At 69.0% G+C, this 15254-nt stretch carries 24 protein-coding genes; 23 read left to right on the top strand and 1 reads right to left on the bottom strand.

The genetic code is table 11. From position 1 onward, the window contains the following. Positions 1 to 35: 35 nt before the first annotated feature. The 18 genes from QFZ58_RS02675 to QFZ58_RS02590 all read left to right on the top strand — a co-directional run bounded on the left by QFZ58_RS02675 (position 36) and on the right by QFZ58_RS02590 (position 9956). A complete protein-coding gene (locus QFZ58_RS02675; protein ID WP_307123264.1) occupies positions 36 to 374 on the top strand; it encodes a hypothetical protein in 339 nt (112 codons plus the stop codon). After that, positions 371 to 1048, top strand: coding sequence for a hypothetical protein (locus tag QFZ58_RS02670; RefSeq protein WP_307123263.1), 678 nt, complete (start codon positions 371 to 373; stop codon positions 1046 to 1048). The genes QFZ58_RS02675 and QFZ58_RS02670 overlap by 4 nt, the downstream gene beginning before the upstream one ends. Beyond that, positions 1045 to 1314: a hypothetical protein gene (locus QFZ58_RS02665; protein ID WP_307123262.1), complete on the top strand. Its 270-nt coding sequence runs from the start codon at positions 1045 to 1047 to the stop codon at positions 1312 to 1314. The genes QFZ58_RS02670 and QFZ58_RS02665 overlap by 4 nt, the downstream gene beginning before the upstream one ends. Further along, a complete protein-coding gene (locus QFZ58_RS02660) occupies positions 1311 to 1586 on the top strand; it encodes a hypothetical protein (protein ID WP_307123261.1) in 276 nt (91 codons plus the stop codon). The genes QFZ58_RS02665 and QFZ58_RS02660 overlap by 4 nt, the downstream gene beginning before the upstream one ends. Next, positions 1583 to 1930, top strand: a complete 348-nt coding sequence (locus tag QFZ58_RS02655; protein ID WP_307123260.1) for a hypothetical protein — start codon at positions 1583 to 1585, stop codon at positions 1928 to 1930. Before QFZ58_RS02660 ends, QFZ58_RS02655 begins: the two co-directional genes overlap by 4 nt. A 108-nt stretch (positions 1931 to 2038) precedes the next feature. Next, on the top strand, positions 2039 to 2533 hold the full coding sequence (locus QFZ58_RS02650) for a hypothetical protein (RefSeq protein ID WP_307123259.1): 495 nt from the start codon (positions 2039 to 2041) through the stop codon (positions 2531 to 2533). A 109-nt stretch (positions 2534 to 2642) separates the two neighbouring features. Next, entirely contained in the window at positions 2643 to 3677 is a 1035-nt protein-coding gene (locus QFZ58_RS02645; RefSeq protein ID WP_307123258.1) for a hypothetical protein, read from the top strand. 198 nt (positions 3678 to 3875) lie between these two features. Continuing rightward, the gene (locus tag QFZ58_RS02640) at positions 3876 to 4748 is read left to right on the top strand and encodes a PD-(D/E)XK nuclease-like domain-containing protein (protein WP_307123257.1); all 873 of its coding nucleotides are present in this window, start codon (positions 3876 to 3878) and stop codon (positions 4746 to 4748) included. After that, on the top strand, positions 4745 to 5623 hold the full coding sequence (locus QFZ58_RS02635; RefSeq protein WP_307123256.1) for a hypothetical protein: 879 nt from the start codon (positions 4745 to 4747) through the stop codon (positions 5621 to 5623). The genes QFZ58_RS02640 and QFZ58_RS02635 overlap by 4 nt, the downstream gene beginning before the upstream one ends. A 63-nt stretch (positions 5624 to 5686) precedes the next feature. Further along, a complete protein-coding gene (locus tag QFZ58_RS02630; RefSeq protein ID WP_307123255.1) occupies positions 5687 to 6256 on the top strand; it encodes a hypothetical protein in 570 nt (189 codons plus the stop codon). A 77-nt stretch (positions 6257 to 6333) separates the two neighbouring features. Further along, positions 6334 to 6765: a hypothetical protein gene (locus QFZ58_RS02625; RefSeq protein ID WP_307123254.1), complete on the top strand. Its 432-nt coding sequence runs from the start codon at positions 6334 to 6336 to the stop codon at positions 6763 to 6765. Further along, positions 6762 to 7130 carry a hypothetical protein gene (locus QFZ58_RS02620; RefSeq protein WP_307123253.1) on the top strand — a complete coding sequence of 123 codons (369 nt, stop codon included), beginning with the start codon at positions 6762 to 6764 and terminating at the stop codon, positions 7128 to 7130. The genes QFZ58_RS02625 and QFZ58_RS02620 overlap by 4 nt, the downstream gene beginning before the upstream one ends. Further along, positions 7127 to 7576, top strand: coding sequence for an SLOG family protein (locus QFZ58_RS02615; protein ID WP_307123252.1), 450 nt, complete (start codon positions 7127 to 7129; stop codon positions 7574 to 7576). The genes QFZ58_RS02620 and QFZ58_RS02615 overlap by 4 nt, the downstream gene beginning before the upstream one ends. Next, complete coding sequence (locus tag QFZ58_RS02610) at positions 7573 to 7854, top strand: hypothetical protein (RefSeq protein WP_307123251.1); 282 nt, start codon at positions 7573 to 7575, stop codon at positions 7852 to 7854. The genes QFZ58_RS02615 and QFZ58_RS02610 overlap by 4 nt, the downstream gene beginning before the upstream one ends. Beyond that, complete coding sequence (locus QFZ58_RS02605; protein ID WP_307123250.1) at positions 7851 to 8834, top strand: hypothetical protein; 984 nt, start codon at positions 7851 to 7853, stop codon at positions 8832 to 8834. Before QFZ58_RS02610 ends, QFZ58_RS02605 begins: the two co-directional genes overlap by 4 nt. Next, positions 8831 to 9064, top strand: coding sequence for a WhiB family transcriptional regulator (locus QFZ58_RS02600; RefSeq protein WP_307123249.1), 234 nt, complete (start codon positions 8831 to 8833; stop codon positions 9062 to 9064). Before QFZ58_RS02605 ends, QFZ58_RS02600 begins: the two co-directional genes overlap by 4 nt. Next, positions 9061 to 9786 carry a hypothetical protein gene (locus QFZ58_RS02595; RefSeq protein WP_307123248.1) on the top strand — a complete coding sequence of 242 codons (726 nt, stop codon included), beginning with the start codon at positions 9061 to 9063 and terminating at the stop codon, positions 9784 to 9786. Before QFZ58_RS02600 ends, QFZ58_RS02595 begins: the two co-directional genes overlap by 4 nt. Continuing rightward, entirely contained in the window at positions 9783 to 9956 is a 174-nt protein-coding gene (locus tag QFZ58_RS02590) for a hypothetical protein (RefSeq protein WP_307123247.1), read from the top strand. The genes QFZ58_RS02595 and QFZ58_RS02590 overlap by 4 nt, the downstream gene beginning before the upstream one ends. 57 nt (positions 9957 to 10013) lie before the next feature. Here the strand turns inward: QFZ58_RS02590 and QFZ58_RS02585 are convergent, their stop codons facing one another. Next, complete coding sequence (locus QFZ58_RS02585; RefSeq protein ID WP_307123246.1) at positions 10014 to 10289, bottom strand: type II toxin-antitoxin system prevent-host-death family antitoxin; 276 nt, start codon at positions 10287 to 10289, stop codon at positions 10014 to 10016. A gap of 165 nt (positions 10290 to 10454) precedes the next feature. Between QFZ58_RS02585 and QFZ58_RS02580 the strand changes: the two genes are divergently transcribed. From QFZ58_RS02580 to QFZ58_RS02560, 5 genes are all read left to right on the top strand, one after another. Continuing rightward, positions 10455 to 11423: a DUF5131 family protein gene (locus QFZ58_RS02580; protein ID WP_307123245.1), complete on the top strand. Its 969-nt coding sequence runs from the start codon at positions 10455 to 10457 to the stop codon at positions 11421 to 11423. 655 nt (positions 11424 to 12078) lie between these two features. Further along, a complete protein-coding gene (locus QFZ58_RS02575) occupies positions 12079 to 12351 on the top strand; it encodes a hypothetical protein (RefSeq protein ID WP_307123244.1) in 273 nt (90 codons plus the stop codon). Continuing rightward, complete coding sequence (locus QFZ58_RS02570; protein ID WP_307123243.1) at positions 12352 to 13689, top strand: DnaB-like helicase N-terminal domain-containing protein; 1338 nt, start codon at positions 12352 to 12354, stop codon at positions 13687 to 13689. Further along, on the top strand, positions 13686 to 14429 hold the full coding sequence (locus QFZ58_RS02565; protein ID WP_307123242.1) for a hypothetical protein: 744 nt from the start codon (positions 13686 to 13688) through the stop codon (positions 14427 to 14429). The genes QFZ58_RS02570 and QFZ58_RS02565 overlap by 4 nt, the downstream gene beginning before the upstream one ends. Before the next feature lie 184 nt (positions 14430 to 14613). After that, positions 14614 to 15195, top strand: coding sequence for a hypothetical protein (locus QFZ58_RS02560; RefSeq protein WP_307123241.1), 582 nt, complete (start codon positions 14614 to 14616; stop codon positions 15193 to 15195). Positions 15196 to 15254: the final 59 nt, after the last annotated feature.

The raw sequence follows: 15254 nt of genomic DNA, 5'->3' as shown, positions 1-15254 counted from the left end.
ACCACCACCATCCGCGTGAACAGAGAGGTGGACCCATGTCCATCAAATCATCCGCAGCCACGAACGCCCTCACTGAACTGACGCCGGAACGGATCGCCGAGATCAAGGATCTCCTCCGCTACGAGTCGTCGATCGCCTTCTACAGCCACCGCGCCAAGGAGTCGATGCTGCTCCTGGTCGCTGGGGTCGAGCAGTTGAAGACCGAGCGTTCCGAGATCGAGCAGCAGGTCCGCAACGAGATCGCCGAGGACTTCGTCCGGCAGGGCAAGGCTTCGAACTCGCTCACCTGGGGCACGGCCCACGAGATCGCCCTCAACGGCTTGTGCGGTTGCAGCGGCGGCATCAAGCCCTGCGACATGGGCGGCGCGTCATGAACGACTCGATGGCACCGGCGCGCGAGTCCGAGATCCGTGCGGATCTGGCTGCTGTTCCTGCACCTCCGTGGCGGTGGATCGGCTCCCGTGGCGCCGGTGGCCCGCAGTTGGTCACCGACCACTCCGGCCGCCAGTACCTGCTGCGCGCCACCAAGCCGACCGACCACCGAGGCGACGAACTCCTCGACCCCGAGACGTACTCCGTGGTCTACGGCGACCTTGAGTTCCGTGACCAGCGTGAGGGCGAAACGTACTCGACGATGCGGTCGGGGAACAGCCTGGCTGTCGGCCGCACCGAGTACGACCCGGACGCCATCGTCGGCGTCGCCAACCCCGTCGCCCGCTGGATCGAGGCGTCGGCACAGCACGTGACTGACCTGCTGGCCGAGGTGGACCGGCTGCGCGCCGAGCTGGCCGAGCAGGAGAAGGCGTCGCGGCACTTCGCCGGCCGGGCCGCATTCCTGCGGGGCGAGCTGCACAACCGCCCGTCCCGTAGCGAGATCTTCGCCGAGTTCGCCCGGGACCTGGAGACGGCCACGGACCACCTCACCGGCGATGCACGCGACGGCGCCGGAATCGCGCTGCAGGTCGCCCAGCACTTCGCCCAGACGCCCACCGTACCCACCGGCACCGAGAACCGGCCGGTCTTCCAGCCGCAGGGGAGCACCTCATGACCGCCGCCGACCTGGAACGCGTGGACGTGCCGCTCCCCGAGCTGTTGTGCCAGGTGAAGGAGATGACCGCCCTAAAGCAGGCGCGGACGGTTGCCGCCCTGCTCGTCGAGGACCGCCACCTGTGCGACCCGCAGGACACCGCGTTCGCTCTCCTCTCCTGCACCTGCAAGACCCCGCTCGCCACGGATGGGGACTACCCCGGTTTCGCCGACTGGGTCGCCCAGCAGGAAGACCTGAACGCGATTACCCGCCGGAGGGCGTCATGAGCCTCACGAACGTCGTGATGCACCTGGATATGCGGGCAGACAAGGTTGTTCTGCATGACGCCAACGGCCCGTACCCGGCCCTGCAGTTCGGGTCGGAGTTCACGATGCTCCTGGAACAGGCGCCGACGGCCACGATGCAGGCCATCATCGACCGTCTGACCGAAGCCGTCGAGGCCCGCGAGACCGCCGCCGAGGTACCAAGCCAGGTGGCCGCCGAGGACGGGATCCGTTTCATCGGCGTCCCGTACCAGCGGACGGGGCGGGCGGCATGACGCGCCCCGAGGTCACGGTGACGTCGGAACTTCTCAACGTCCTGCCAGAAGCGCCGGTCGAGGCTCGCGAGATCGCCGAACCGCTACTTCTCCGGGGGCTGGGTCTCATCGACCGGCCGAGGGACCTCAAGGCCGAACGGGACTACGCGGACAGTGTCGACGCCGGCTACGTGGCACTCCCCGCCGGCTGCTCCATCCCGCAGCCGACCCCGCAGCCGATCCCGACCCCGACCGCGGATGAGCTGAACAGCATCTGGGCCGAGCTGGCACCCAACCCGATGGACGGCTTCACCCGCCTCCTCGCAGCCATCCGCACCGACCAGACCGGGGGAGTCCATGTCTGACGTGGCCTTAGCCGCCCCGACATGGATGGCCATCGGTCTCCTTGCCCTGGTCCTCTTCCTGGCCCTGTTCGGGCAGCGCATCAGCGACCACATCAACCGGAGGCACCAGTGAGTCTCATATCCGCCCGGGCCCGCCAGCCGAAGCACCGGGGCACCGGCCGCAAGAGGGCCAAGGAGCAGACGGAGAACCAGCAGCTCCTCCGGCAGGTCGGCGGGGCCATCGAGTACATCGGCCAGCTCGAGATCGTCAACGCGTGCCTCGAAGCCACGGCTATGAAGGTGACGGTGCAGCGCGACAGGTCGTGGGCCCGTGCGAACGCGCTGCAGGCGGAGCTGGCCCGGGTCAACGGCCTCCTCGCCCCGTACCTGGCGGCTGAGGCGAACGCAGGTGCGGTCACCGTCCCCGGCGCGGAGCGCGACACGACGGCCATCGAGGACCAGGCGACCGCCCCGATCGACGTGAAGCCCCTGTGGGAGGCGCACGGCATCAGCCCCGTCATCCGCGTCGCCGACGCCCCCAGCGCAGACGACCCGCGCACCCCGACCTGGGTTCCCAGCCCGGACAGCGAGACCACGCAGACGCTTCGCGTCGTCGCCGCCTGACTCTGCCGGGCCGGCGAATGACACGGGATCCCCGGCCCGGCAGCCCAACACAGAAGCCCCGCCAATCGAAGTGGCGGGGCGTCCACCACAACTCTCTCAGGAGACACGCATGTCCGTCACCATCAACGCCCACCAGCTCGGCCGCCTCATCGACAAGGTCCGCGGCCACATCGGCAGCGAGTACGTCGAGGTGCTGCACGGCATCCGGCTCGACGTCGACGCCACCCACCTGCACGCCGTCGCCTCCGACCGGTACACCGTCGCCGCGGCCCGCTACCGCCTCAACGGCGACCAGCAGGGGCAGGAGCCGTGGGCCCGTACCATCCCCGCCGACTGGCTGAAGCCCCTCCGCGAGTGGACCAGCGCCCACGGCGGCGGCGACACCATCACGATCAGCGTCGTCCCCGGCCGCGTCATCTTCGGCACGGAGCACACCGACATCCGCATCCCCGTCGCGGACGACCAGGAGTTCCCGAACTGGCGGTCGCTGCTGACGGGCATCACCGCGAACATCCCGACCAAGTTCGCGTTCCCTGCCGTCGACTCCCGGATGCTCGCCCGCTGGGCCGACACCGGCGACACCCTTCGCGTCCACGTCACCACCGACCTGACGGCCATGCTGCTGTTCGGCGAGGACTTCATCGGCGCGCAGATGCCGAAGCGGTACAACGGCGTCAGCCCTTCCGGCGAGTCGACGTTCGAGGAAGCCCTGGCCCAGTGGCCGACCCTCGACGACAACAATGAGGCGCTCGCCGACCTGGCAGCCGAGATGCCGGCCGGGGACGACGAGATGGGCACCATCCCCGAGATGGTGAGCTCTCTTCTGCAGCAGACCCTCCGCTCCACCAGCGACCTGCTCGGCGCCCCCACCGACGACCCGGGCGCGACAGCCTCCTACGCCCTCGCCGGGGTGAACGCATGGACCGCGTACCGGCTCCTCGACGCCCTCCACAAGGCCGACCCGAGGCTCGCCGCCCAGACGGTCGCCGAGCTCGGCGACGAACTGGAAGCGGGCGACTTCAGCGAGAACGCATGGGACATCGCCGCGAAGGCCGGCCACGACCCGCAGGCGTGGTCCGACGACTACGAAGCCCACCTCAAGCGACTCGCCGCCAAGCGGGCCACCGAGCAGGCCGCGGCCTGAGCCCACCCCAGACGTGGCGTGGAGTTCTTAGCTCTGCCGCACGCCGCGGGCCGCCACCCCCAGGGCGGCCCGCGGCACCCACACCGAACCGGAGAACCACATGATCGCCTGCGTCCGCTGCGACGACACCGCCGGCCCGTTCACCCGCCAGCCCGAAGGGCCCGTCTGCGAAGACTGCCTCACCGACCAGGACAAGCGATGACCACCACCATCGAGTCGCCGGTCGCCACAGCCCCCGCCCTCGGAATCCACACCGACCTGTCGAACGCCGACTACCACGCCGATAAGACGTCGCTCTCCTCATCCGGTGCACGCAAGCTCCTGCCCCCGTCAACCCCGGCCCACTTCCGGTGGGAGCAGGACAACCCGCCGACCCCGACGAAGACCTTCGACTACGGCAACGCCGCTCACAAGACGGTCCTCGGCAACGGCCCCGACCTCGTCGTCATCAAGCACGACACGTGGACCACCAAGGCCGCCAAAGCCGAGGTCGCGGAAGCCCGCGAGCGCGGCGCGATACCGCTCAAGCAGCACGAGATGGACATGGTCACCGGCATGGCCGCCGCCATCCGCCAGCACCCCCTGGCCGCGGCGCTGCTCGATCCCGCCTACGGAGCGCCCGAGCAGTCCGGGTTCTGGATCGACGGCCCGACCGGCATCCGCCGCCGGGTGCGCTTCGACTGGCTGCCTTCCATCCAGTCCGGCCGGCTGATCATCCCCGATTACAAGACGGCGGCCGACGCCAGCGATGACGCCATGCAGAAAGACATCGCCAAGTACGGCTACAACATGCAGGCCGACTGGTACGAGGAAGCCTCCCGCGCGCTCGGCCTCGGTGGGGATGACGCCGAACTTCTGCTGATCGTGCAGGAGAAGAAGCCCCCGTACCTGATCAACGTCATCGGTATCGAGTTCGGGTCTCGCATCATCGGCGGCGCCAAGAACCGGGCCGCAATCAACACCTTCGCCGAGTGCATGAGCACCGGCAACTGGCCCGGCTACGGCGACGAACCCAACTACCTCGCCCTCCCCGGATACGCGGAGAACCGCGACAAGGAGATGTACCTGTGAACTTCCCCGCCCAGATGCCCGCCGCCCCCGGTGCCGACCGCATCGGCCAGGGCACCGCCGTCGAGCAGAGCCGCGCCGTCGCCGAGGTGCAGGCCGCGATCTACGTGGCCCGCCAGTTCCCCCGCGAGATCGGCCGGGCCCGCAACACCATGCAGGCCGCCTGCCAGTCCATGGCCCTGGCCGGGAAGGCGTTCTACCGCTTCCCGCGGGCCGGCGGAGCCGTCGAAGGCTCGACCATCCACCTCGCCAAGGCCCTCGCCCAGTCCTTCGGGAACCTCCAGTACGGGGTCACCGAGCTCCGCCGCGACGACGACTACCGACAGTCCGAAATGCAGGCGTGGGCGTGGGACGTCGAGAACAACACCCGGCACGTCCTCACCTTCATCGTCCCTCACGCCCGGTTCGCCAAAGGCAAGGTCGAAGCCCTCATCGACCTGCGGGACATCTACGAGAACAACGCCAACAACGGTGCCAGGCGACTCCGTGAAGCGATCTTCGCGACCCTCCCGGACTGGTTCATCGAGGAGGCCGAAGACCTCTGCCGCCAGACCCTGAACAAGGGCGACGGAAAGCCGCTCCCCGAGCGCATCGAAGGCGCGGTCCAGGTGTTCGCCGGTCTCGGCATCACCGCGGACCGTCTGGAGCAGAAGCTCGGCCGGAAGCGCGACCAGTGGACCGGCCCGGACATCGCCCAGCTGCTGATCACCCACAAGTCGATCCAGCGGCGCGAGATCGCCATCGAGGACGAGTTCCCCCAGGCCCGCGTCACCGCTGCGGAGATCAAGGGCAAGACACCGGCCAAGTCCGGCAACACCCCGCCGCCCGACGACCCGTGGGCTGGTCAGAACGTCGCCAAGCCCGGCTCCGGCAACTAGCCCGCACACCACAGGACGCCCCCGCGGGCAGTGCGGGGGCGTCCCACCGGAAGGAAACCACACATGACCGCCGAACAGACGACCACCATCCCGCTGGACCTCCTCGACACCCTCCTCGAGCGGTGGGAGGAAGTCGCCAAGGCGTACAAGCCCGGCGATGTTCCCGCCCCCTGGGACGCCCACACCCAGACCTACGCCGACTACCGGCACATCTACCTGCGGAACATCCGCGACCTCAAGCACCTCATCGACACCGGCCGCATGCCCTGCTCCCTCATGACCAACGAGGAACGGCGCCGCGGCGACTGCGGACGCAACCACGAGGACGAGTACGACAAGCACGGGGAGGCCGAGCCGGCGTCCACCTCTGCCGACGACCCGTGGGCGCAGGCGATGGAGGCCGCCGCCCGCGAACCGTGGGGGCCCGGCGTCACCCGAGACCAGGCCATGGCCAACGTCGTCACCCTCCACCTCGCCGAGGCGCTCCTCGACGGCAAGTCCGAACAGGTCCGCACATGGGCCCGGGGCCTCGCCCACGAGCTGAAGCGCGAACGCATCGACCTGATCGACGAGATCGGCCAGCACATGCAGCGGATGGCCCTTGGCGGGCCCACCAACGAAATCCCTTTCTAGCCCGCGCTTCGGGGCCGCCGCGGCCCGAACCTGCGTCGGCCCCGGAACCCAGCACACCACACCGAAGGGAGCACGTCATGACGGCAACCGAGACTTTTGGCGTCTACTGCGCCGGGGAACAGCTAGGCGCAGACGGACCAAGCATCACCTTCATCTACGTCAGCACACCGCTCGGTCAAGTGCGCATGACCGCCAGTGAAGCAAACAACGTCGGCCGCGCCTTGGTCGCAGCAGCCGAATACGACCGCTCGATCAACGACGAGACAAGCACGGTCCCCGCCGGCAAGCGCTACCGCATTACCGACGAGCATCTCCGCGACGTGGTGGCGGTATACGGCGGCGCCAGGGAGAAGGGCGAACCGCCCACCCGCGCCGTGGCAGCGCACTTTGACGTCGCTCATTCCACTGCCGCCAAGTGGCTTGGGCACGCCCGTAAGCGCGCCCTCCTCAACGCCTGGACCGTCATCGACAGCGCTCGCGCCGGTGGACAGTTCGGGGGCTCCCGATGACCCGTCGCCTGTCCGTCGCCGAGCGTCTCGCCGCCGCCAAGAAGGACATCCTCCTCGAGGACTTCGCCAACCAGGACTCGTGGGATCGCCTCCTTGTCGAGCAGGCCGTCTTCCACTTCGGCCAGATCCACGACGAGTGGTCCTGCAACGACCTGAGGGCGGTCCTGCCCGAGCTGGGTCAGAGGTTCCTCGGCATAGTCATCAACTCGCTGAACCGCGGCGGAATCATCGAGCACACCGACCGCATGGTGCCGTCCACGCAGGCCAACACCCACGCGCACCGCATCGCAGTGTGGCGACTGACCGCCCGCGGCCGGGCCATCGCCGCCGAGCGCACCGCACGGGCACAGGGGAGGGCGGCATGAACGGCCCCTACCTCGCCCTGATCCTCGGTCTCGGTTCCCGCGCCTGGACCGACCGCAACCTCATCGACCACGTGCTGACCGAGACATGGCACGACGCCCTCCAGGACGGCTACTGCGGCATCGAGGTAATGGAAGGCACCGCCGACGGCGCCGACACCATGTGCGGCGACTGGGCCAAGGCCCGCCTCATCGACGGCATCGGCCACCTCCCCGTCCCTGCCGACTGGGAAGGCCCCTGCACCGCCAACTGCCCGCCCGGACAACGCCGAACCCGCCGCAATGGCACCGAGTACTGCCCCCTCGCCGGACACCGCCGCAACCAAAACATGGTCGACCGCAAGCCGCTGGTCGCCCTCGCCTTTCAGGTCGGGGAGTCCACCGGCACCGCGGACTGCCTGCGCCGACTCGCCAAGGCCAGCGTGCCCACGAGGCGGTGGGCGGCATGACCCCTCTCGCCGACCAGCTGATCAACGCAGCCCTCTACTACGGGCCCGGGATCCTCCTCATCGCCGCGATCGGCACCGCCCGGCGGACCTCGCGGTGGGCCCGCAACCGGCACGACGACAGGGCCGACCGCCGGCACTACACCGCCCTCGCCGCCCGCCTCCACCAGGTCGCCGGCCGGGCAGACGCACTCCTCGCCATGCCCCGCGACCTCGTCAACGCCCGCCTCGAAGCACAGCTGCCCGCTGACACCGACCACGCCCAGGAGGAAGGCCGATGACCACCGCCACCCGGACCCAGGCCCCCCACGGAACAATCAACAGGGCGCGCGGAAGCCGTGCCGCAGGCATACCCCGCTGCCCCTGCCCTCCCTGCCGCGCAGCCGAAAACTCCTACACCAAGCACCGCAACTACCTCCACCGCACCGGGCGCAGCCTCCTCGTCGACGCCGCCCCCGCACACCAGCACCTCCGCACCCTTCAAGCCAGCGGTGACGCCCTAACCGTCCTCGCCGACCAGCACAACATCAACCACGGCACCCTCGCCAGCATCGCCTTCGGTCCCCGCAAAAAGATCAGTCGGGCCCTGGCCCAACAGATCCTCGCGATCAAGCCCGGTAACGCGCCGGCCGGAAACCGCTCCGTGCCCGCCATCGGAGCAACCCGCCGCATCCGCGCCCTCATTGCCCTCGGTCACCAGCTCCGCATCATCTCCACGGCCGCTGGCATGGAAAACTCCAGCGCCAGCTACCTCTTGAACGGCCACCCCCAGACCATTCACTACGAGCTCCATCAGCGCGTCGACAAGGCATACCGGGCGCTCTCCACCACCCCTGCGAACTTCGCCCGTAGCCTTCGCCGCGCTGAACGCGAAGGCTGGGGACCTCCCGCCGCCTGGGACGACGGGAGCATCGACGACCCGGCGGCCGGACCCGAATGGACCGGCTGCTGCGGCACGGACCGCGGCTGGTGGATGCACTCGCTCCAGCACATCCCGGGATGCGAGCGCTGCAACGTGGCCCATGAGCAGTGGAAGGCCGAACACCGGGGCCTCGAGCGGTCCGCGTTCCAGGCCGCCCTCATGAAGTCCCGGGCGTCCGCGTCCAGCCGTGGCAGCGACATCGCCGAAGACGGGCGCGAGCTCATGCGCCTCGGCCACACCTACGAGACGGCAGCCGCGCGGCTCGGCGTCACCCGGAATCACCTTCAGCAGGAACTGCTCCGGCACCCCGAGAAAGCACCCGAGCAGGTGGCCGCATGAGCAACACCTGGGAAGAAAGTGCGCTCTGCGCCCAGACCGACCCGGACGCCTGGCACCCGCTGCCCGGCGGAACGTCCCGGCCCGCGAAGCAGATCTGCGGCAGCTGCGAGGTGCGAGCTGAATGCCTCGAGTACGCGATCAGCAGCGGGCAGCGCTTCGGGATCTGGGGCGGGGCCAGCGAGAAAGAACTCCGCCAGCTCGCCCGAGCCCGGCAGGAGCAAGCAGCATGAGCATGCGCGAACATGGCACCTACGCCAAGTACAAGCTCGACGGCTGTCGCTGCCAGCCCTACGTCGACGCCGAACCCGTCCGCGAGCACGTCCGCACTCTCGCGGAGTTCGGCATCGGCTGGATGCGCCTCGCCCGCATCGCGAACGTTCCACGCGGCACCGTGTCCAAGCTGCTGTACGGCGACTCAAACCGCGGCATGGGCCCGTCGAAGCGGATCCTCCCTAAAAACGCTGCCGCGCTCCTCGCCGTCGAACCCACCCTCGACAACCTGGCGGACAGGGCCGCCGTCGACGGCGCCGGCACGCGCCGTCGCCTCCAAGCCCTCGTTGCTGCTGGCTGGCCGCAGACCCGGATCGCTGCACGGATCGGGATCAGCAACTTCACCAAAACGATGCACGGCGATCAGCCGGTCCGGGTCACGACCGCTCGCGCGGCTGTCGCCTTGTACGACGAGCTGTGGCGGGCCGACCCGCGGGACCACGGAGTCCGCCCTCATGTATACGAGCGAACCCGGCGTCAAGCCCGCGACCTGCGGTGGGCGCCGGTCGGTGCATGGGACGACGACACGATCGACGACCCAGCGGCCTTCCCCGACTGGACCGGGCGATGCGGGACCCCCCAAGGATTCCGCGCCCACTACCAGCTCGGCATTCCCACCTGCCAGCCCTGCCTCCAAGCCCGAGCCGAACACAGGACTGCCGCCCGGGCGGTGGCCGCATGAGCGCCCTCGAGAACCGCGACCCGGACACCGGCCGGCTCCGACCCCCGCAGCTGCGACCCGTCGTCCCGTTCGTCTGCGACGCCGGAGTCACACCGTGCGGAGAGCCAGCCCGGCTTTTCCCCGGCGGGTGGTTCTGCCAGCAGCACAAGCCCGGCACCAAGACCAGCTGAACGCACGCACGACAAAGCCCCGCGGCGACGCGGGGCAGGAAGGGAGGGGACGTGACGTCAGTCCGAGTCGTTGCCGCGGATGCGGTCAGCGGTGGCCTTCGAGACCTTCACGACGCGCTTCTTCTCCGGTGCGGGCTCGACCAGCTCTCGCTCTTCGCCGAGGGCTTCCAGGGCGCGCTCGTAGAAGTCCATGCCGACCAGGACGGCGACGCGCTTCCCGCGGGACGTGAGCACGGTCGTCTCGTCGTAGTAGCGGGCCTTCTCGATGGCGTCGGCGAGCGCGTTGCGCACGTCGGCGATCTTCTCCTGGTGCTCCTTCTTGGGCGCGGTCATGTCGCTACTGTACCTCACAGACTTCATGTACATCAGCGCGTTGAGCGCTATGATGTACATGAAGTCGCAGGAGTGCACAGCTCGAACCGAACGGCCCACAAGGGCCTGGTTCCGTGCGCCCACTCGGCGGCCACCCGACACGCCTCAGACCCAAAGAGGATCTGCATGAGCAGCATCGAATGGACCGAGCAGACCTGGAACCCGACGACCGGTTGCGACCGCGTCAGCCCCGGGTGCGACAACTGCTACGCCCTCACAATGGCCAAGCGACTCAAGGGCATGGGTCAGGCGAAGTACCAGACCGACGGCGACCCCCGCACCTCCGGCCCCGGCTTCGGCGTCGCCATGCACGAGGACACACTCACCGACCCGCTGCGCTGGTCCAAGCCGCGGCGGGTCTTCGTGAACTCAATGAGCGACCTGTTCCACGCAAAGGTCACCGACGACTTCATCGCCCGCGTGTTCGCAGTCATGTCGCTTACCCCGCAGCACACCTACCAGCTGCTCACGAAGCGGCACGCCCGGATGCGGTCGCTGCTTTCCAGCGCTCACTTCCGCACCGCGTGCGAGAAGGCCGAGGCCGAGCTCGTAAGCGACTCGACCACACCCGGGCTGCCGCGTTACAAGCGCGAGCAGTACGCCACCCAGTGGTGGAGCAACTTCGCCAAGCCCCTCCCGAACGTCTGGCTCGGCGTCTCCGTCGAGAACCAGAAGTACGCCGACCTCCGCATCCCCGCCCTGCTCGACACCCCGGCCGCCGTCCGATTCCTCTCCTGTGAACCGCTCCTCGGGCCCGTCAGCCTGAAGCAAGCCGTTCGGACCATGGGCAGCGAGCACGGGCACGGACTGACTGCCTCCTTCGTCCACGCCAACGGCTGCTGCGACAACCGCCTCCACGGAATCGACTGGGTCATCGCGGGAGGGGAGTCGGGCGCCGGCGCCCGCCCCCTGCAAGAGGCGTGGGTGAACGAGCTCGTTAGCGACGCCGGTGGCGCCGGCACCGCCGTCTTCGTGAAGCAGCTCGGCTCCGTGTGGGCTCGCGAGAACAACGCGTCCGACACCAAGGGCGGCAAGCCCGACGACTGGCCGGTCGAACTCCGCGTCCGCGAGTACCCGCAGCCGAGCGCCGCGTGACCCGCCCCGGGCCGATACCGGCCCCCACCTGACCTGACCGCAGCCCACGAGCTGCGACCGGCAGACCCATCCGTACCCCGCTCGAAAGAAGACCGCCGTGACGTTGGACGCCATGCACTGGGTGTGGAACCACTCTCAGACGAGGGGTAACGCCCGGCTTGCTGTGCTCTTCGTGGCGGACCAGGTGCGTACCTCTGCCTGTGAGGTTCGGCTGAGCTACGCGGACTTCACTCCGGCACTGAACGCCTCTCGCTCGGTCGTCAAGGCGGCTGTGAAGGCGGCAGCGGAGAGCGGTGAGCTTCAGATCGTGGAGCAGGGGAAGGGGACGCGCTCGTCCCTCTACTGCCTTCCGAAGGCGGTCGGATTCATCCGCCCCTCCGTCGCTAGTGGGCCGGAATCAGGCCCACTAGCCCCCCGTGACACCCGTCCTAGTGGGGCGGAATCAGGCCCACTAGGCCCCGACCATGATCACGCTAGTGGGCCGGAATCAGGCCCAGAGTGGGCCGGAATCAGGCCCTCTAGTGGGCCGGAATCAGGCCCACACTCCCCATTCCCATCACCCAGCAAGCAAGAGGCGCGACCCGAACGGCCGGAGGAGCCCGCACCCGACGCCTCCTACGGCATCCCGGACACAGCCCGACCCCTCGTCGACAGCATGACCGCAAGCGGCGTCATCGTCCGCTGGCCCTTCGTCGGCAACGGCTGGTTCCCGGTCTTGGCGCTCATCAGCAAATGCGGCACCCCGGCCCTCGTCGAGTACGCCCGCCGCACCGTCGACCGCTCGCCGGCACCAATCGACTCAGCGAAGTACTTCATGCGCGGCTGGAGCGAACTCCCGCCCAAGCCCGCCGCCGGCACCCCAGTACACACACCGCGGCCCCACCTTCGAGCCGTGGGCCAAAGCCCCGAAGAGCGAGGCATTTTCTAAATGACCACCGACCAGTACGCACCCGAAGACCTTGACGCCCTCGAAGGCACCGTCTTCGAACGCACCCCACCCCACGATGTCGCCGCCGAGATGTCCGTCCTCGGCAGCTGCATGCTCTCCCCGGTAGCTCGCGCCCTTGTCCTTGAGATCGTGGACACGGCCGCGTTCTACAAGCCGGCCCACGCCACGATCTTCAGCGCGATCCGCGAGATGCACGGGGCCCAACAGCCCGTCGACCCGATCACCCTCAGCAAGTACCTCGCGGACCGCGGCGACTCGACCCGCACCGGCGGCTGGCAGTACCTGTCCGAACTCGTTAGCGCCGTACCCACCTGGGCGAACGCCGATTACTACGCCGACATCGTCCAGGACCGCTCTCTGCGGCGGGCGCTCATCGAGCTCGGCACCTCCCTCGTACAAATGGGGTATAGCGCCGATAGCGCCACCGCCGACCTCGTCGAACGGGCCGTCACCCTCACCCGCGACCTCCGCGACCGCGGCATGGCCGCCGAAGACCTCCCCACCGAGGACATCCTCGACTTCGTCCAGCACGAAGACACCTACGACTGGCTGGTGCCCGGGCTCCTCGAGCGCCATGATCGGCTGATCCTCACCGCGTCCGAAGGCGGTGGTAAGTCCACCCTGCTCCGGCAGATGGCCGTCGCCATGGCCGCCGGCGTCCACCCGTTCAAGACGTGGGACACCATCGACCCGGTCAAGGTCCTCACCCTCGACTGCGAGAACGGGGCCGCCGCCTCCCGCCGCAAGTTCCGGCCCCTGCTCGAGGCCGCCGCGCACATCAAGCAGGACGTTGCCCGCGGCCAGTTCCACATCGAATGCCGGCCCGAAGGCCTCGACCTGACCCGCCCGCAAGACCGGGCCTGGATGATGCGCCGCGTCGAGAAGCTCGACCCCGACATCCTGATCATCGGCCCCGTCTACCGGCTCCACGCCGGGAACCCGAATGACGAAGAGCTCGCCCGCAAGGTGTCCGTCGTCATCGACGAAGCCCGGTCCACCGCACGCTGCGCCGTGCTCATGGAAGCCCACGCCCCCCACGGCAACAACATGGGCCCCCGCTCGCTGCGCCCCCTCGGCTCCTCGCTGTGGATGCGCTGGCCCGAGTTCGGATTCGGCCTTCGCCCCGTCGAGGACGAGAAGTCCGCACAGAACACCGAAGGCGCCCGCGGGCGGCGAGTCGTCCCCTGGCGCGGAATGCGCGACGAGCGGGACTGGCCCCAGTTCATCAAGCAGGGCGAGCGCTGGCCCTGGACCTCGTACAAGCCCATCGACGCCGACGAATACACCGGCTATTCCCCGACAGGAGCGATCTGGTGAGCATCCAAAAGGATTGGCACACGACCCTCGCCGGCGAAGCGGTCGAGCGAACCCTGCACCAGCAGGTTGCACGCGCCAACCACGTCCCTGGCCAGCCCGGCGCCCTCGACGGCGACATGACGATCGAGGCGTTGCCCACCTGGTACGGCGGCACCACCTTCCGGTCCGCCCTCGAGGCGTCCTGGGCGGCGACCCTCGACACGCTGGACATTGTCTGGGAGTACGAGCCCGAGACGATCACTCTGCCGTCCGGGGTCACGTACATCCCCGACTTCAAGCTCCCCGAGATCGGGGCGTGGCTTGAGGTCAAGGGCACTGGAGTCCCGCGGATCGAGAAGGCTGTCGAGTTCGGGCAGATCCTGGCCTGCGACTGCAATGCCTACGCCTGCACCTGTGACTGGCCCGGTGGTGAACTCGTCGTCATCGGCCACCCGCCCCGGCCCTACGACCCGTGGTCCGACCCGCGCTTCAACGACAGCGAGAACATCAACTACCGGGCAATGGCCAGGGCCAGCAAACGTCACGGTGGTCACCCGAACTGGTCGTCTACCCGAGACCGTGCTCTGTGGCTCACCCGCTGCGCTGACTGTGACCGCGGCACCTGGTTCGAGTCGTCTCAATGCCGGGCCTGCCGCGGACCTCTTGCCGGCTGCATGGGTTACCAGGCTGGCGCGTCCGAGCTTGAGTTCCGGCGGATCAAGGGACCAAAGCCCGTAGGTGACGGCGAGGACGCGGCGTGATGCGCGCAACGGGAATCGCCTTGGGGGACCGGTTGGCCGGGTATCCGCGCCTGCGCCTCCCTGTGGCCGCGTGTGGGGCGAACACCCCTCCGGGTGGGGCCGGGCGCCACCAACCCCGCCCTGACCCCGTAGGCGGCCACACAGGGCCTCGCCGTTTTCCCGTCACCCGATCCGGAGCCGCCGCGTGACGACCGCCCTCGACCGCACCCGGGCGCTCCTCGACCAGCCGGCGCCCGACCCCATCCCCGGACAACTCGACCTCACCAGGAGCGACATGACCACTGACCACCAGCCCGAGAACTGGTTCCACGAGGTCGGAAGCGACCACTGCCCCCACGGCGCCGAGCCCGACCGGGAGAGCGACGCCTGGGACATCTGGGCCGACCGCCACACGGGCAGCCCGCAGGACGTGTACATCTGCCTTGACGCGCCCGCCGGTGAGGCGTGCGGTGCCTGCTCGTCCGAGGACGGCGAGATGGTCCCGTGGGCCTCCTGCCGCGACCGGGACCACGCCCGTCCCCGCCCTGCCTCCGCCACCACCGCGCACAAGCCCGGCATTGCCGACGTCGGCAGCCTTGAATGCCTCGAGCGCGAGTGCGAGGAGTTCTTCAACGACGACGGCGCCGAGCTCCCCGGCAAGACGACCTGCTCCCACATGCGGGAGATGGAGATCTGCCTCGGCTGCTCCCCGGACCCGGAGACCTCGGACCTGCCGCCGGTCGTCGCCTGGACCGACTGCACCGCGCAGGCCGCCCCCACCCCGTGACGCACCACAGGGCGGCCCTGCCTGCCACTAACAGGCAGGGCCGCCCCTCCCGCCCAGTG

Source organism: Streptomyces sp. B1I3 (assembly GCF_030816615.1).
In the GTDB taxonomy this organism is placed as follows: domain Bacteria; phylum Actinomycetota; class Actinomycetes; order Streptomycetales; family Streptomycetaceae; genus Streptomyces.
Note: the sequence above shows the minus strand (reverse complement) of the source record. Positions and strands in the feature narration are given on the sequence as shown.

Bases quoted from the DNA above. Each gene is read 5' to 3' on its own strand.
- QFZ58_RS02575 (WP_307123244.1), top strand. From the start codon at position 12,079: ATGACCGCAAGCGGCGTCATCGTCCGCTGGCCCTTCGTCGGCAACGGC.
- QFZ58_RS02640 (WP_307123257.1), top strand. From the start codon at position 3,876: ATGACCACCACCATCGAGTCGCCGGTCGCCACAGCCCCCGCCCTCGGA.
- QFZ58_RS02605 (WP_307123250.1), top strand. From the start codon at position 7,851: ATGACCACCGCCACCCGGACCCAGGCCCCCCACGGAACAATCAACAGG.
- QFZ58_RS02625 (WP_307123254.1), top strand. From the start codon at position 6,334: ATGACGGCAACCGAGACTTTTGGCGTCTACTGCGCCGGGGAACAGCTA.
- QFZ58_RS02660 (WP_307123261.1), top strand. From the start codon at position 1,311: ATGAGCCTCACGAACGTCGTGATGCACCTGGATATGCGGGCAGACAAG.
- QFZ58_RS02600 (WP_307123249.1), top strand. From the start codon at position 8,831: ATGAGCAACACCTGGGAAGAAAGTGCGCTCTGCGCCCAGACCGACCCG.
- QFZ58_RS02595 (WP_307123248.1), top strand. From the start codon at position 9,061: ATGAGCATGCGCGAACATGGCACCTACGCCAAGTACAAGCTCGACGGC.
- QFZ58_RS02670 (WP_307123263.1), top strand. From the start codon at position 371: ATGAACGACTCGATGGCACCGGCGCGCGAGTCCGAGATCCGTGCGGAT.
- QFZ58_RS02675 (WP_307123264.1), top strand. From the start codon at position 36: ATGTCCATCAAATCATCCGCAGCCACGAACGCCCTCACTGAACTGACG.
- QFZ58_RS02615 (WP_307123252.1), top strand. From the start codon at position 7,127: ATGAACGGCCCCTACCTCGCCCTGATCCTCGGTCTCGGTTCCCGCGCC.
- QFZ58_RS02665 (WP_307123262.1), top strand. From the start codon at position 1,045: ATGACCGCCGCCGACCTGGAACGCGTGGACGTGCCGCTCCCCGAGCTG.
- QFZ58_RS02570 (WP_307123243.1), top strand. From the start codon at position 12,352: ATGACCACCGACCAGTACGCACCCGAAGACCTTGACGCCCTCGAAGGC.
- QFZ58_RS02645 (WP_307123258.1), top strand. From the start codon at position 2,643: ATGTCCGTCACCATCAACGCCCACCAGCTCGGCCGCCTCATCGACAAG.
- QFZ58_RS02610 (WP_307123251.1), top strand. From the start codon at position 7,573: ATGACCCCTCTCGCCGACCAGCTGATCAACGCAGCCCTCTACTACGGG.
- QFZ58_RS02590 (WP_307123247.1), top strand. From the start codon at position 9,783: ATGAGCGCCCTCGAGAACCGCGACCCGGACACCGGCCGGCTCCGACCC.
- QFZ58_RS02630 (WP_307123255.1), top strand. From the start codon at position 5,687: ATGACCGCCGAACAGACGACCACCATCCCGCTGGACCTCCTCGACACC.
- QFZ58_RS02585 (WP_307123246.1), bottom strand. From the start codon at position 10,289: ATGACCGCGCCCAAGAAGGAGCACCAGGAGAAGATCGCCGACGTGCGC.
- QFZ58_RS02655 (WP_307123260.1), top strand. From the start codon at position 1,583: ATGACGCGCCCCGAGGTCACGGTGACGTCGGAACTTCTCAACGTCCTG.
- QFZ58_RS02580 (WP_307123245.1), top strand. From the start codon at position 10,455: ATGAGCAGCATCGAATGGACCGAGCAGACCTGGAACCCGACGACCGGT.
- QFZ58_RS02620 (WP_307123253.1), top strand. From the start codon at position 6,762: ATGACCCGTCGCCTGTCCGTCGCCGAGCGTCTCGCCGCCGCCAAGAAG.